The organism is Saccharothrix sabaoui (assembly GCF_051756985.1).
In the GTDB taxonomy this organism is placed as follows: Bacteria; Actinomycetota; Actinomycetes; order Mycobacteriales; family Pseudonocardiaceae; genus Actinosynnema.
On sequence record NZ_JBPKJK010000098.1, the window covers coordinates 19,790 to 34,125 of the forward strand.

Here is a 14,336-nt window from a genome sequence, read left to right on the forward strand (position 1 = left end):
GCGCAGATCAGGTCCGCGCCGCCGAGGTCCGCGCCGCCGGGGGGTGCGCCGCCGGAGGTCGGGCCGCCGGGGGGCGGGTCGCCTGAGGTGGCGCGTCGCGGTCGCGGTCCAGCAGCCGGCGGGTGCGCAGCGCGATCTCCAGCGCGAGCCGCTCGTCGGGGTCGGCGAGCCGGTCGCCCAGCAGCTCCTCCAGCTGGTGCATCCGGTAGCGGACGGTCTGCGGGTGCACGTCGAGCCGGGTGGCGATCTCGCCGATGCCGCCGCGCGTCTCCAGCCACGCCAGCAGCGTCGTCTCCAGCCGTTCCCGCTGCTTCACGGTCAGCCCGGCGAACGCGGCGAGCGCCCGTTCGCCGAGCCTGCCCACCAGGAACTCGTCGGCCAGCAGCGCCAGTGTGGCCAGGTGCTCGTCGCACGAGGTGAGCGGCACGGCGGGCAGCACGCCCCGCCGCACGAGCCCGAGGGCGCGCCGGGCGACCGCGAGCGACCGCCGCGCGTCGGCGAGCGGGACGGTGGGCCCCACGGCGCCGCGCCGGCCGCGCAGGTCCAGTTCCGGCCCGCCGCGCGGGTTCGCGACCACCAGGCACGGCGCAGGGCTCTCCAGGTCCACGAGCACGTCCCGGCCGAGCGATACCGGCGGCAGGCGGTGCTGGTCCTCCCGGTACTCCAGGGCGACCGCGGCGACCCGCTCGGGCAGCGGCCAGTCGGCCGTGCCGGCGAGGTCCGCCACCGCCCGGGGCGACGCGGGCCGGTCGGCGAGCACCAGTTCGAGCAGCTGCCGCCGCCGGCGCTCCAGCGCGCCGCCGGCGTTGGCCTGGGCCTCGGCGAAGCCCTCGACGGCGACCCGGCACAGCTCGTCGACCCACGCGAAGACCGCGTCGGCGAGGGCGAACAGGGTGTCGGTCGGCACGCCCAGGTCGCGGCCGTGCCGGCTCAGGTGCCGCCACACCACGCGCGCGCCGACCCGCACCGCGGTCTGCAACGAGTCCGTGGTGCGGCCTTCGAGGAACTCGATGCGCCCGCTGCGGCGCAGCACGTCCTCCCAGTCGCCCCCGTCCGCGTCGGGGTCGGTGATCCGGTCGAAGCACTTCACGATCGCCATCTCAACCGCGCCCACGAGGACCTCGCGGAACTTGCCCTCCAGCGGTTGCGCGTAGGCGGGCACCACCCGGCGGATCTCGCGCACCGCGTCCCGCACCATGACGCCGGACAGGGGCGCCATCTTCTCGGCCAGTTCGGTCGGGACCGCGGACCAGAGCCGCAGCGCCGCGCTGTGCCCGGTCGTCCGGGGGTGCCCGGCCGTCCGGGGGTCCTCGGTCGTCCGGGGGTCCGCGCTCCTCGGGAACGCCCGCTGCCGCACCAACCCGCCGTTCGGTGGGATCGCCATGCTGCCGCCTCCGCCGGGCGGAGCGCCACCTTGGGGCTCCGCCCGGCTGACGATAAATTCAGCCGGGACGGCGTGTCAAATATTCTTCGCGCCACCCTGATGTCATTCACTCTTTCGAGTGATGACAAAGTTGTAGCGGGATCACAACTCCGGTTTTCGGAACACGCATACACGTGACAAGACAATGCGCTGACCTGCTGTGACGTTACCAGGCAATGCGTTGGGCATTACCCGTTCGCGCCGCGCACGACTTTGGTGGGTTCCTCCCCGGAGTGCGCCGGGAATGCGCCGACCTGACCGGGTTCGGCGGGGCCGTCCGGTCCGGACCGGAAAAACCCCGGCATTCGCCCGACGGCGCACCGCGCATTGTGCCCCGGGCTACTCCTCGTCCTTCTCCTCGCCGCGGCGGCGCATCCAGGTGAAGCCGGGGATGCCGATGATCGCCTGGCGCAGGTCGTTGGTCACCTCCAGCAGCTGGTGGATGTCCGGGCCGACGCGGTCGAGCGTGGACAGGATGGGCAGCACGTCGTCGATCAGGTGCCGGGTCAGCACCGGCAGCCGGTCCACCAGCTCGACGGCGGCGTCCACCTCCTGCGGCGACAGCTCGTCGACGAACCGCTGCGCCAGCGGGTGCGCCTTCTGCGCGAGCGGCGCGTAGTCGTCCACCAGCTCCCGCGACGTGCGCGCGATGCGGCCCACGTCAGTGGTCACGGCCTCGGCCGCGGCCGTGACCGCACGCGCCCGCCCGATCAGCGACTCCGTCTCGTCCACCACCCGTTCGGTGCGCGAGACCAGGTCGTCGGCCCGGCGCACCACGGACTCGGCCGCGCCCAGCAGGTCGAGCACGCGGCCGGGCACGGACACAGCGGTCTCCACGGTGGTCCTCGCCAGGGAGAACAGGGCGCGCGGGGTCAGCTCCATGCCACCACTCTGCCGTACCGGGACGGACCGGACCGCGCGGCGAACCTCGTCCGAAGTCGTCCAGGCCAATTGCAGTGATCCGCGCCACCACCTCGACACCCCTGGAACCGTGCGGGAACGGCGCTGCGGTGACCAGCGCTTCGGCGCGAGCACGAACACCGTCGCGCTGACGACCGGGGAGACCCTAGGCGAGCGCCAGGTCCACGCCCGCCTCCACGTGCAGGCGGGTCGAGTCCACCAGCGGCACGGTCGCGTCCGAGGCGTCCACGAGCAGGGTGATCTCCGTGCAGCCGAGGACCACGGCCTCCGCGCCGCGCTCCACCAGGCGCGCCATCACCTCCCGGTACGCGGCGCGCGAGGCGGGCTCCACCCGGTTGCGCGTCAGCTCCTCGTAGATGACGTCGTGCACGAGCGTGCGGTCCGGCTCGTCGGGCACGACCACCTCGATGCCGTGCCCGCGCATCCGGTCGCGGTAGAAGTCCTGCTCCATGGTGAACCGGGTGCCGAGCAGGCCGACCTTCCGGTACCCCGCGAGGCGCCGCGCGGTGGCGTCCACGATGTGCACGAACGGCACGTCGATCGCGTCCGTGATCGCGTCGGCCACCTTGTGCATGGTGTTCGTGCACAGCAGCACCAGGTCGGCGCCCGCGCCCTCCAGCCGCCGCGCCGCGTCGGCCAGCAGCTCGCCCGACCGCTCCCACCGCCCGGTCCGCTGGAGCTCCTCGACCTCCGCGAAGTCGACCGTCAGCAGCAGGCTCGGCGCGCAGTGGTGGCCGCCCAGCCGACGCCGCGTCTCCTCGTTGAGCAGCCGGTAGTACTCGGCCGACGACTCCCAGCTCATGCCGCCGATCAACCCGATGGTCCGCATGGCGCGATCCTGCCCTGTCACCCCGTCCGGAGCAGCGGATTTTCCCGGCGACGACGCGCCCCGCCCACCCGCCGGGCACGCCTAGCTCGCGCTGGTGGCGGCCTCCTCCCGCTGCCCGGTCTCCTCCCGCTGCCCGGTCTCCTCCCGCTGCCCGGTCTCCTCCCGCCGCCCGGCCGGTTCGGTCCCCTCGTCGGCGAACTGCGTCCGGTACAGCTCCTCGTAGCGCCCGCCGGCGGCGAGCAGCTCGGCGTGCGTGCCGCGCTCCACCACCCGGCCCGACTCGACCACCAGGATCAGGTCGGCCGCCCGGACCGTCGACAGCCGGTGCGCGATCACCACCGCGGTCCGCCCCTCCAGCGCCTCGCCCAGCGCGGCCTGCACGGCGGCCTCCGACGTGGAGTCCAGGTGCGCGGTCGCCTCGTCCAGCACCACCACGCGCGGCCTGGCCAGCAGCAGCCGGGCGATCGTCAACCGCTGCCGCTCGCCACCGGACAGCCGGTAGCCGCGTTCGCCGACCACCGTGTCCAGCCCGTCGGGCAGCGACGCCACCAGGTCCGCCAACCGGGACCGCCGCAGCACGTCCCACAGCTCGTCGTCCTCCGCGTCCGGCCGCGCGAACAGCAGGTTCGACCGGATCGACTCGTGGAACAGGTGACCGTCCTGCGTCACCACGCCCAGCGCGTCGCGCACCGAAGCCTGGGTCAGCTCGCGGACGTCCACCCCGGACAGCCGCACCGCGCCCGAGTCCACGTCGTACAGCCGGGGCAGCAGCGAGGCGATCGTGGACTTGCCCGCACCCGACGACCCCACCAGCGCCACCACCTGACCCGGTTCGGCGCGGAACGACACGCCGTGCAGCACCTCCTCGCCGCCGCGGCCGTCGAGCACCGCGACCTCCTCCAGCGAGGCCAGCGACACCTTGTCCGCCGCCGGGTAGGCGAACCGGACGTCGTCGAACTCGACCGCCACCGGCCCGTCCGGCACCGGCCGCGCGTCGGGCGCCTCGCGGACCAGCGGCTCCAGGTCCAGCACCTCGAAGACCCGCTCGAAGCTCACCAGCGCGCTCATCACCTCGACCCGGGCACTGGCCAGCGCGGTCAGCGGCGCGTACAGCCTGGTCAGCAGCAGCGCCAGCGCCACCACCGCGCCGGGGTCGAGCTGCCCGCGCAGCGCGTAGAACCCGCCCAGCCCGTACACCAGGGCCAGCGCCAGCGCCGACACCAGCGTCAACGCGGTCAGGAACACCGTCTGCACCATCGCCGAGCGCACCCCGATGTCGCGCACCCGGCGCGCCCGCGCGGCGAACTCGGCCGACTCGCGCGCCGGCCGGCCGAACAGCTTCACCAGCGTCGCGCCCGGCGCGGAGAACCGCTCGGTCATCTGCGTGCTCATCATCGCGTTGTGGTCGGCGGCCTCGCGCTCCAGCCGCGCCAGGCGCGACCCCATCCGCCGCGCGGGGACGACGAACACCGGCAGCAGCACCAGCGCGAGCAGCGTGATCTGCCAGGACAGGCTGACCATCACCACCAGCGTGAGCGCCAGCGTCACCACGTTGCCCGCCACGCTCGACAGGGTGTCGCTGAACGCCCGCTGCGCGCCGATCACGTCGTTGTTGAGCCTGCTGACCAGCGCGCCGGTGCGGGTGCGGGTGAAGAACGCGACGGGCATCCGCTGCACGTGGTCGTACACCGTGGTCCGCAGGTCGAGGATGAGGCCCTCGCCGAGGCTCGCCGACAGCCACCGCGTCACCAGGCCCAACCCGGCCTCGGCGACCGCGATGGCCGCGATGACCCCCGCCAGCGCCAGCACCACCTCCGGCGCCGAGCCGTTGACGATCGCGTTCACCACCCGGCCCGCGAGCACCGGCGTGACCACCGCCAGCACCGCGCCCACCACGCTCAGCGCCAGGTAGCGGAACAGCCGGGCGCGGTGCGGTCGGGCGAAGTCCCGTATTCGCCGCAGCGTGGCCGCCGAGAACGGCCGCTTCTCGTCCTGCGCGTTCGCGACGTGGTAGAGCGACATCCAGGCGGTGGTCTCCATGTCCATGACGGGGACCGTAGGACCTGGAGCGGACTGGAGGTCAACCGTTTCCGGGAATGCCCGGCGGCCCCCCGGCGTTGAGCGGGAGAAGACCGCACGTGGAACATCAGGGGAGGCACGACGTGGCGCAGGACCCGGAGGAGCTGTTCGAGGTCGACTCCGACGTCCCGGACCTGAGCGGAGCGGTGCTGCTGCACCACTTCGACGGTTTCATGGACGCCGGGTCGGCCGGTTCGACGCTCGTGGAGCACCTGCTCGAGGCGCACGAGCACCGGGTCGTCGCCCGGTTCGACGTCGACGACCTGATCGACTACCGCGCGCGGCGGCCGACGATGACCTACGCCACCGACCGGTGGGAGGACTACGCCGCGCCCGAGCTGGTCGTGCACCTGCTGCACGACGCGGTCGGCACGCCGTTCCTGCTGATGACCGGCCCGGAGCCGGACCGTCGCTGGGAGGCGGTCGTGGCCGCGGTGCGGTCGCTGGTCGAGCGGTGGGGCGTGCGGCTGGCGGTGGGCTTCCACGGCATCCCGATGGGCGTCCCGCACACCCGCAAGCTGTCCGTGATCTCGCACGCCACCAGGCCGGACCTGGTCGGTGAGAAGTCGCCGTTCAACCGGGTGCAGGTGCCGGGCAACCTGTCGGCGCTGCTGGAGCTGCGCCTCGGGCAGGCCGGGCTCGACGCCATGGGCTTCGCCGCCTACGTGCCGCACTACCTCGCGCAGGGCGCCTACCCGGCCGCCGCGCTCGGGCTGCTCCAGGCCGTGACGAAGGCGACGGGCCTGGTGGTCCAGGCGGCCGAGCTGAACGAGGCCGCGCGGCGCACCGACGCCGAGATCGCGCGCCAGGTGTCCGAGTCGGCCGAGGTGGCGCAGGTCGTGGAGGCGTTGGAGCGGCAGTACGACGCGTTCGCCGAGGCGTCCGAGAAGGCGGAGAACCTGCTGATCGGCGAGGACGAGGAGCTGCCCAGCGCGGACGAGCTGGGAGCCGAGTTCGAGCGCTTCCTGGCCGAACAACAACGCGACTGACCCGAGAGTCCAACGCTCAGGTCCCGAGAGTCCAACCTCCAGGCCCTCTGAGTTCTTCATTCAGGCATACCGGCCGGTCGGTCCGAATGAAGAACTCAGAGGGCCTGGGCGTTGGACTCTCGGGGCCTGGAGGTTGGACTCTCGGGGAGGGTGGTGGCGAGGAGGCGGTAGGAGGTCAGGAGGGCTTCGCGGTCGTGGGTGCTGGTGGTGACCAGGACCTCGTCGGCCCCGGTGCGCCCCACCAGGGCGGTCAGGGACTCGGCGACCTCGGGCGGGGTGCCGTGCACGTGGCCTCGGAGCGCCTGCTCGAAGTAGGCGCGCTCACGGGCGGTCATCCGGGTGGACAGGACGTCGTCCGGCGCGACCAGGGGCGGGAACTCGCCGCGGGTGCGCGACGACGCCATCGCCCACGCCTCCGGCAGCAGCAGCCGCCACGCCTCCTCGGCGGTCCCGGCCACGGCGACGGTGGCGGAGACGACCACGTACGGCTCGGCCGCCCAGGGTGACGGGGTGAAGCCGTCGCGGTAGGCGTCGATCGACCGGAGCATGGCCTCCTCGCCCCGGAACGCGCCGATCACCAGCGGCACGCCTTGGGCCGCCGCGACGAGCGCGCCGGCACCGGTGGCCAGCACGAACGGCGACGCGGGCAGGCCGTGCGCCGGGTAGCCGCGCACCGCCCGGTCGCCGAGGAAGTAGCCGAGCAGCTCCGCGAGCCGCGGCCCGAACTCCTCCGCGTCCTCCCGGTCGTGCCCGAGGGCCTTGCGGACGGCGTCGATGAACCCCACCGAACGCCCCAGCCCCATGTCGATGCGCCCCGGGAACAGCGATTCGAGCACGCCGAACTGCTCGGCCACCACCAGCGGCTGGTGGTTGGGCAGCATCACGCCGCCCGTGCCCACCCGGATGCGGGAGGTGGCGGCGGCGACCGCGGCGGCCAGCACGGTGGGCGCCGACCCGGCCACGCCCGGCACGCCGTGGTGCTCGGACACCCAGAACCGGTGGTAGCCCAGCTCCTCGACCTGCCGGGCGAACGCGACCGTGTCGCGCAGGGCCTCGGCGTGGGTGTGCCCGGCGCGCACCCGCGAGCGGTCCAGCACCGAGAGCTTCACACCCCGTGCAACGGCCCCGCCGCCGGGCGAATTCCGCGGGGGGCTCAGAGGCGGGTGGTGTCCACCGGCACGTCCAGCCGGACCTTGGCGTAGGTCTCGAAGTGCCGCCGCGACACCATCGCGTGCTGCGCGGCCACGTGGGCGTCGCGCAGGCAGCGCTGGAGGGGCGAGTCCTCGAACACGGAGCTGCCGCCGCCCGCGCCGAACGCGAGCCGGGTCACCTCGGTGGCCTCCGCCGCCGCGTGCGAGCACGCCAGGCGCAGCCGGGCGCGGTTCCCGGTGCCCGCCGGCACGCCCGCCACCGCGTCGGCCCACCGGGCGTCGACCTCGGCCCGCAGGAACGCCCGCGCCGCGGACAGCCGCGCCTCGGCGGTGGCCAGGTCGAGCTGCGCGCCGGTCTCGGTGGCCAGCACGGAGGTGGCGTACTGCCGGGTCTTGACGCGGGCCAGCGCCTCGACCTCCTCGACGGCCCGCGCGGCGATGCCGAGGGCCACGGTCGCGACGCCCACGGCCAGGAAGGCGAGGAACGGGAACCGCGCGAGCGGCGCGTCCACGGACGACGCGGCGGGCCAGACCTGCCGGCGGGCGGGCACGAAGGCGTCGGCGACCTCCCACTCGTGGGAGGAGGTGGCCCGCAGGCCCGCGGCGTGCCAGGTGTCGTGCACGGTGACGTCGGCGGCCGGGAAGACCGCCAGGCGCGGTCCGGCCTCGGTCACCACGCCGCCCACGACCCAGTCGCACAGCGGCACGGCGCTGCCCCAGCCCCACCGGCCGGTGACGCGGTGGCCGCCGTCGACGGCGACGGCCCGGCCGAGCGGTGCCGCGGTGCCCGCGACGACCGATCCCGGGGGCCCGAAGACCTCCTCGGCCGTCTCGGGCGGGAGGTACCAGGCGAGCGACGAGGTGGCGCTGGTCGTCATGGCGGTCCAGCCGGCCGAGCCGTCGGCCCGGGCCAGCTCCTCCAGCTCGGCCACCCAGGTGGGCAGGTCGAGCCCGCGCCCGCCGAGGGAGGCGGGCGCGAGCATCCGCGTCGCGCCCGCCTCGACCATCGCCGTCACGACCGCCGGGGAGAGTCGCCGGTCGCGTTCGGACTTGGCCGCCTCGGCCCTGATCAGTGGGTGCACCCGCTGATCATGCCGCAACGTTCCACTTCTGGTTGGCGGCCCCGGTGCAGGTCCAGATCTGCAACCTGGTCCCGTTGGCGGAGCTGCTGTTCTGCGCGTCCAGGCACTTGTTCGCCTGGATGTTCACGATGTCGTTCGCGCCGCTGACGGCCCACCGCTGCGCGCCGGAGCCGTTGCAGTCCCACAGCTGCACGAGCGTGCCGTCGGCGGTGCCGCCGGACGCCGCGTCGAGGCACTTGCCCAGGGCGCGGATCGTGTCGCCCTGGCGGGTCCACTGCTGGGCGTTGGTGCCGTTGCAGTCGTAGAGCTGCACGGGGGTGCCGTTGGCGGTGTTCGCCCCGGCCACGTCCACGCACTTGCCGCCGATGCCGGTGATCCGGTTGCCGCCCGCGGGCGGGTTGCCGTCGAGCGTCGACACGCGGACGTAGTCGATCAGGAACTGCTGCGGGAACGTGGTGCTCGCGTCCGGGTAGCCCGGCCACTCGCCGCCGACCGCGAGGTTCAGGATGATGAAGAACGGCTTGTTGAACACCCACTGGTTGCCGCCGACGTCGGCGGGCGTGCGGCGCTGGTAGACGGTGCCGTCCACGGACCACGCGATGCCCTGCGGCGTCCACTCGACCGCGAAGGTGTGGAAGCCGTCGGCGAAGTTCGGGCCGTTGAACGGCGCGCCGATGCCGCCCGCGCCCGAGTAGCCGGGGCCGTGGATGGTGCCGTACACGGTGTCGAGGTCGTGGCCCAGGAACTCCATGATGTCGATCTCACCGCTGCCGGGCCACGGGTTGCCGGAGTTGATGTCCTGGCCGAGCATCCAGAACGCGGGCCAGATCCCCTTGCCGCGCGGCATCTTCATCCGCGCCTCCACCTTGCCGTAGGTGGTGGTGAACTTGCCCGCGGTGTTGATCCGCGCGGAGGTGTACTCGCAGCGGCCGTACCAGCACTGGTAGTTGCCCGGGTTCTCCTTGCGGGCGGTGATCACCAGGTTGCCCGCGCCGTCCATCGCCGCGTTGCTCGCGGAGTTGGTGTACCACTGGTTCTCGCGGTTGTTGCCGTTGTTGTTGCCGGTCTCGGTGTTCCACTTGGAACCGTCGACCCGCGTGCCGGCGGCGCCGTTGAACTCCTCGGCGAACGTCACCGCCATCGTCCCCACGCCGGGGTCGGCGGCGGGTGACGGCGCGGCCCCCACCTGCGAGGCCGGTACCGCGAGCGCGCTGAAGGCGAGCGCGACCGCACTCACCACCACTCGTGTCCTCATCGACACTCCCTTCACTTTGGCGGCGGCCAGGTCGGAACTTACTGCATCACCTTTAATCAAGTCACGATGAAAGTGCGGGCGCTTTACTGTCGGTCATGCCGGGACACCCACCGGCCCGACGAGGAGGTCGACACCCCATGGCCAAGCTGCGCAGCTACGTGTCCGGACGCTGGCACACCCCGGACGCCGACGGCGCACCGCTGCACGACGCCGTGACCGGCGAGGAGATCACCCGCATCTCGTCCGCCGGCATCGACATGGCGGCGGCCCTGGACCACGGCAGGCGCGTCGGCGGCCCCGCGCTGCGCGAGCTGACGTTCCACCAGCGCGCCGCCCTGCTCAAGGCGCTGGCCTCGCACCTGCGCGAGCACCGCGACGAGCTGTACGCCCTGTCCGCCCGCACCGGCGCCACGAGGACGGACTCGCTGGTCGACGTCGACGGCGGCATCGGCGTGCTGTTCGGCTACGCGAGCAAGGGCAAGCGCGAGCTGCCCAACGACAGGGTCTACGTCGACGGCGCGGTGGAGCCCCTCAGTCGCGGCGGCACGTTCGTCGGCCAGCACGTCGCCACCCCGCTGCGCGGTGTCGCGGTGCAGGTCAACGCCTTCAACTTCCCCGTCTGGGGGCCGCTGGAGAAGTTCGCCCCGGCGTTCCTCGCGGGCGTCCCGTCGCTGGTCAAGCCCGCCTCGCAGACCGCGTACGTCACGGAGAAGCTGGTCGAGCTGGTGATCGCCTCCGGGCTGCTCCCGGAGGGCTCCCTCCAGCTCGTCTCGGGCGGCGCGGGCGACCTGCTCGACCACCTCACCCCGCAGGACCTGGTCGGGTTCACCGGCTCCGCGTCCACCGCCCAGCTGCTGCGCACCCACCCCGCGGTGATCCGCCACGGCGTGCGCTTCAACGCCGAGGCCGACTCGCTGAACTGCTCGATCCTCGGCCCGGACGCGGTCGAGGGCACGCCCGAGTTCGACCTGTTCGTCAAGCAGCTCGTCACCGAGATGACGGTCAAGGCCGGCCAGAAGTGCACCGCGATCCGGCGCGCCCTGGTCCCCTCGAACCTGCTGGACGCCGTCGCCGGGGCGGCGAGCGCCCGCCTGGCGAAGGTCGTCGTCGGCAACCCCGCCAACGAGACCGTGCGGATGGGCGCGCTGGCCGGGCTGGAGCAGCGCGAGGAGGTCCGGCGCTCGCTCAAGGCGCTGCTGGAGGTCGGCGAGGTCGTCTTCGGCTCGCCCGACCGGGTGGACGTGGTGGACGCCGACCCCGAGCGCGGCGCGTTCCTGTCGCCGGTGCTGCTCAAGGCCGACCCCGACCACGCCCAGCCGCACGAGGTCGAGGCGTTCGGCCCCGTCTCCACGCTGATGGCCTACGACGGCGTCGAGCACGCCGTGGAGCTGGCCGCGCGCGGCTCGGGCAGCCTCGTCGGCTCCGTCGTCACCCACGACCTCGACTTCGCGCGCGAGGTCGTGCTGGGCGTGGCCCCGTGGCACGGCCGCGTCCTGGTGCTCGACCGCGACGACGCGAAGGAGTCCACCGGCCACGGCTCGCCGCTCCCGGCGCTCGTCCACGGCGGCCCCGGCCGCGCGGGCGGCGGCGAGGAGATGGGCGGCATCCGCGGCGTGCTGCACCACATGCAGCGCACCGCCGTGCAGGGCAGCCCCCGCGTGCTCGGCGCCGTCACCGGCCGGTGGGTCGCGGGCGCGCCGCGCACCGAGTCCGACGTGCACCCGTTCCGCAAGTCGCTGCGCGAGCTGAAGGTCGGCGACTCCGTCGTCGCCGGGCCGCGCACCGTGACGCTGGAGGACGTCGAGCACTTCGCCGAGTTCACCGGCGACACGTTCTACGCGCACACCGACGAGGAGGCCGCGGCGGCGAACCCGTTCTTCGGCGGCCGGGTCGCGCACGGCTACCTCGTGGTGTCGTTCGCGGCGGGCCTGTTCGTCTCGCCCGAGCCGGGACCCGTGCTGGCCAACTACGGCCTGGAGAACCTGCGGTTCCTCACGCCCGTGTTCCCCGGCGACGAGCTGACCGTGACGCTGACCGCGAAGCAGGTCACGCCCCGCGAGGACCAGGACTACGGCGAGGTGCGCTGGGACGCCGACGTGGTCAACCAGAAGGGCGAGTCGGTCGCCAGGTACGACGTGCTCACGCTGGTGGCCAAGCGGTAGGAAACCCGCGGGGCGTCCCGGGAACACCGGGACGCCCCCTCGGGTTGCGGCAGAGGAACGATCTTCACGACCCGAGGGAGCACGTCGATGACCAAGACCGTCACGCTGGGTGGGGACCTGACCGTCGGCCGGTTGGGGTACGGGGCCATGCGCTTAGCGGGAGAGGGGATCTGGGGCCCGCCCGCCGACCGCGACGGCGCGATCGCCCTGCTGCGCCGGGTCGTGGACCTGGGTGTCACGTTCATCGACACCGCGGACTCCTACGGCCCGCACGTCAACGAGGAGCTGATCCGCGAGGCGCTCCACCCGTACCCGGAGGACCTCGTCATCGCCACCAAGGGCGGCCTGCTGCGGCCGTCCCCGGAGGAGTGGGTGCCGCTGGGCAGGCCCGCCTACCTGCGGCAGGCCGTCGAGACCAGCCTGGTGCGGCTCGGCGTCGAGCGCATCGACCTCTACCAGCTGCACCGCCTCGACCACGAGGTGCCGCTGGAGGACCAGGTGGGCGTGCTGCGCGCCCTCCAGGAGGAGGGCAAGATCCGGCACATCGGGCTGTCCGAGGTGGACGTCGACCAGCTGACCGCCGCACGGGCCGTCGCGCCCATCGCGAGCGTGCAGAACCTCTACAACCTCACCACCCGCGGCCACGAGGCCGTGCTGGAGGAGGCCACCGCGCAGGGCATCGCGTTCATCCCGTGGTTCCCGGTGGCCACCGGTGACCTGGCCCGCCCCGGCGGCGTGCTCGACTCGGCCGCGCGGGAGCACGGCGCCACGCCCGCCCAGCTCGCCCTCGCGTGGCTGCTGCGCCGGTCGCCCGTCGTGCTGCCCATCCCCGGCACGTCCTCGATCGCGCACCTGGAGGAGAACGTGGCCGCGGCCGACGTCGAGCTCACCGACCAGGAGTTCGAGAAGCTCTCCGCCCTGGCCTGACCCCGTCGCTCACGCCGGGTCGGGCAACCGCCGCCCGACCCGGCGCCGCAGCTCCTCCGGCAGGTCGTCGCCGGCCGCCAGGAGGTCCGGCAGCAGCTCCGGGTGCAGCGTGATCGCCCGGAACGCGGTCCGCACCGTCACCCCGTGGTCGGGCCGGTGCACCACCACGACCTCGTCACCCGCCGTGACCGTCCCTGGTTCGACCACCCGCAGGTAGGCGCCCGGCGCGGCCCGCCGCGTGAACGCCTTCACCCACCCGCGCTCCTCCAGCACGCCCGCGAACGTCCGGCACGGCACGCGCGGGCTCGTCACCGCCAGCACCAGGTCGCCGACGCGCCACCGCTCGCCGAGGAGCGCGCCGGACACGTCCAGGCCGACCGTGGTCAGGTTCTCGCCGAACAGGCCCGGCGCGAGGTCGCGGCCCAGCTCCGCCGACCACCCGTCGAGGTCCTCGCGCGCGTAGGCGTACACCGCCCGGTCGTCGCCGCCGTGGTGGCGCAGGTCGGAGATGTGGTCGCCGGCCAGGCCGCTGCCGCCGACCCCCTCCGGGCCCGGCGCGCGGACCTCGACGGGCGTGCGCACGGGGCGCTTCACGATCCCGGTGTGACCGAGGTCCGCCTGCGCGAACTCGACCCGGGAACCGACGTTGACGGAGAGCACGTGGGGCATGTGCCCGACGGTAGTGCAGGCACTTCCGGGGTTCCGGACCCCGGTCCGGCCCGGTGGTGGAAGATGGCGGTGGATCACCACCGGTTGGAGGCACATGCGCAGGTCCGTGGTCACGTCGGTGTCCGTGCTCGTGCTGGCCCTGGCCGCCGGGTGCGCGGAACCCCGGGGCCTGCCGGCGCCCACCCTCGGCCCGGCCGTCGAGGACAGCGCGGCGTTCGTCTCCGGCGTCGCCGCGCGCGCCGCCGAGCAGCGCTCCGTGCGGTTCGCCGCCGAGAGCGCCGTGGCGGGCCGCGAGGTCCGCCTCGCCGGCGACCTGCTGCGCTCGCCCGAGGGACGGCTGGTGTCGCTGCGCGAGGACGCCACCGACGTCGTCGTGCTGGCCGACGCCGGCTACAGCCGCACCTCCGGCGGGGCGTGGACCAGGCACGACCCGGGCGAGCACGTCCCCGTGCGGGCGGACACCACCATCGCCCGCCTGCCCGACGAGGTCGACCCGGCGGCGGTGCTGCGGTCGCTGACCGGCGCGCTGGTCGTGGAGCGGGCCGACGAGGTCCTGGACGGCGCCCCGGCGCGCCGCTACACGATGCTCGTCGACCTGCGGCTCCAGGCGGACCGGACGGTCGACGCCACGCGCCGGGCGCAGCTCCTCGCCGCCGACGAGTCCGGCTTCACCGCGACCGCCAGCGTGTGGGTCGGTCCCGGCGACCTGCCCGTGCGGGTCGAGCAGGTGCTCAGGACGCTGGAGGACACCACGTTCCAGCGCGTCGAGCACCGGTTCTCCGACTGGAACGCCGACATCCGCGTCACCGCGCCGTGAACCGCCGGCGGACCCCCCATGTTGACCGCAAT

The 14,336-nt window shown here is 73.7% G+C and carries 12 protein-coding genes; 4 read left to right on the forward strand and 8 right to left on the reverse strand.

Annotated features, from left to right (window positions below; translation table 11 throughout):
• Positions 1-7: 7 nt before the first annotated feature.
• The 4 genes from ACR807_RS26555 to ACR807_RS26570 all read right to left on the reverse strand — a co-directional run bounded on the left by ACR807_RS26555 (position 8) and on the right by ACR807_RS26570 (position 5,195).
• Complete coding sequence (locus tag ACR807_RS26555) at positions 8-1,384, reverse strand: PucR family transcriptional regulator (RefSeq protein ID WP_438924138.1); 1,377 nt, start codon at positions 1,382-1,384, stop codon at positions 8-10.
• A gap of 378 nt (positions 1,385-1,762) precedes the next feature.
• A complete protein-coding gene (locus ACR807_RS26560) occupies positions 1,763-2,305 on the reverse strand; it encodes a hypothetical protein (protein ID WP_438924139.1) in 543 nt (180 codons plus the stop codon).
• A 184-nt stretch (positions 2,306-2,489) separates the two neighbouring features.
• Positions 2,490-3,173 carry an aspartate/glutamate racemase family protein gene (locus tag ACR807_RS26565; RefSeq protein ID WP_438924140.1) on the reverse strand — a complete coding sequence of 228 codons (684 nt, stop codon included), beginning with the start codon at positions 3,171-3,173 and terminating at the stop codon, positions 2,490-2,492.
• 81 nt (positions 3,174-3,254) lie between these two features.
• The gene (locus ACR807_RS26570) at positions 3,255-5,195 is read right to left on the reverse strand and encodes an ABC transporter ATP-binding protein (protein ID WP_438924149.1); all 1,941 of its coding nucleotides are present in this window, start codon (positions 5,193-5,195) and stop codon (positions 3,255-3,257) included.
• A gap of 140 nt (positions 5,196-5,335) precedes the next feature.
• Between ACR807_RS26570 and ACR807_RS26575 the strand changes: the two genes are divergently transcribed.
• Positions 5,336-6,241 carry a proteasome assembly chaperone family protein gene (locus ACR807_RS26575; RefSeq protein ID WP_438924150.1) on the forward strand — a complete coding sequence of 302 codons (906 nt, stop codon included), beginning with the start codon at positions 5,336-5,338 and terminating at the stop codon, positions 6,239-6,241.
• A 95-nt stretch (positions 6,242-6,336) separates the two neighbouring features.
• On the opposite strand, the gene ACR807_RS26580 is transcribed toward ACR807_RS26575, so the two are convergent.
• Genes ACR807_RS26580 through ACR807_RS26590 form a run of 3 tightly spaced genes read right to left on the reverse strand, consistent with a single transcriptional unit; the run spans position 6,337 to position 9,729 of the window.
• Positions 6,337-7,350 (reverse strand): MsnO8 family LLM class oxidoreductase, encoded by a 1,014-nt coding sequence (locus tag ACR807_RS26580; protein ID WP_438924141.1) that lies wholly within the window; start codon positions 7,348-7,350, stop codon positions 6,337-6,339.
• 44 nt (positions 7,351-7,394) lie between these two features.
• The gene (locus ACR807_RS26585; RefSeq protein WP_438924142.1) at positions 7,395-8,474 is read right to left on the reverse strand and encodes an acyl-CoA dehydrogenase family protein; all 1,080 of its coding nucleotides are present in this window, start codon (positions 8,472-8,474) and stop codon (positions 7,395-7,397) included.
• A 7-nt stretch (positions 8,475-8,481) separates the two neighbouring features.
• Complete coding sequence (locus ACR807_RS26590) at positions 8,482-9,729, reverse strand: family 16 glycosylhydrolase (RefSeq protein WP_438924143.1); 1,248 nt, start codon at positions 9,727-9,729, stop codon at positions 8,482-8,484.
• Between the two features lie 137 nt (positions 9,730-9,866).
• On the opposite strand from ACR807_RS26590, the gene paaZ reads away from it, so the two are divergent.
• Entirely contained in the window at positions 9,867-11,891 is a 2,025-nt protein-coding gene (gene paaZ, locus ACR807_RS26595) for a phenylacetic acid degradation bifunctional protein PaaZ (RefSeq protein ID WP_438924144.1), read from the forward strand.
• An 87-nt stretch (positions 11,892-11,978) separates the two neighbouring features.
• Positions 11,979-12,818 carry an aldo/keto reductase gene (locus ACR807_RS26600; protein ID WP_438924145.1) on the forward strand — a complete coding sequence of 280 codons (840 nt, stop codon included), beginning with the start codon at positions 11,979-11,981 and terminating at the stop codon, positions 12,816-12,818.
• Between the two features lie 9 nt (positions 12,819-12,827).
• On the opposite strand, the gene ACR807_RS26605 is transcribed toward ACR807_RS26600, so the two are convergent.
• Positions 12,828-13,487 carry an MOSC domain-containing protein gene (locus ACR807_RS26605; protein WP_438924146.1) on the reverse strand — a complete coding sequence of 220 codons (660 nt, stop codon included), beginning with the start codon at positions 13,485-13,487 and terminating at the stop codon, positions 12,828-12,830.
• Between the two features lie 94 nt (positions 13,488-13,581).
• Here ACR807_RS26605 and ACR807_RS26610 point away from each other — a divergent pair, with 94 nt between their 5' ends.
• A complete protein-coding gene (locus ACR807_RS26610; protein WP_438924147.1) occupies positions 13,582-14,304 on the forward strand; it encodes a hypothetical protein in 723 nt (240 codons plus the stop codon).
• The last annotated feature ends 32 nt before the right edge of the window (positions 14,305-14,336 follow it).

Excerpts from the sequence above, each read along its gene's own strand:
- ACR807_RS26555 (WP_438924138.1), bottom strand. The coding sequence starts at position 1,384 with ATGGCGATCCCACCGAACGGCGGGTTGGTGCGGCAGCGGGCGTTCCCG.
- ACR807_RS26560 (WP_438924139.1), bottom strand. The coding sequence starts at position 2,305 with ATGGAGCTGACCCCGCGCGCCCTGTTCTCCCTGGCGAGGACCACCGTG.
- ACR807_RS26565 (WP_438924140.1), bottom strand. The coding sequence starts at position 3,173 with ATGCGGACCATCGGGTTGATCGGCGGCATGAGCTGGGAGTCGTCGGCC.
- ACR807_RS26570 (WP_438924149.1), bottom strand. The coding sequence starts at position 5,195 with ATGTCGCTCTACCACGTCGCGAACGCGCAGGACGAGAAGCGGCCGTTC.
- ACR807_RS26590 (WP_438924143.1), bottom strand. The coding sequence starts at position 9,729 with ATGAGGACACGAGTGGTGGTGAGTGCGGTCGCGCTCGCCTTCAGCGCG.
- paaZ (WP_438924144.1), top strand. The coding sequence starts at position 9,867 with ATGGCCAAGCTGCGCAGCTACGTGTCCGGACGCTGGCACACCCCGGAC.
- ACR807_RS26600 (WP_438924145.1), top strand. The coding sequence starts at position 11,979 with ATGACCAAGACCGTCACGCTGGGTGGGGACCTGACCGTCGGCCGGTTG.
- ACR807_RS26605 (WP_438924146.1), bottom strand. The coding sequence starts at position 13,487 with ATGCCCCACGTGCTCTCCGTCAACGTCGGTTCCCGGGTCGAGTTCGCG.
- ACR807_RS26610 (WP_438924147.1), top strand. The coding sequence starts at position 13,582 with ATGCGCAGGTCCGTGGTCACGTCGGTGTCCGTGCTCGTGCTGGCCCTG.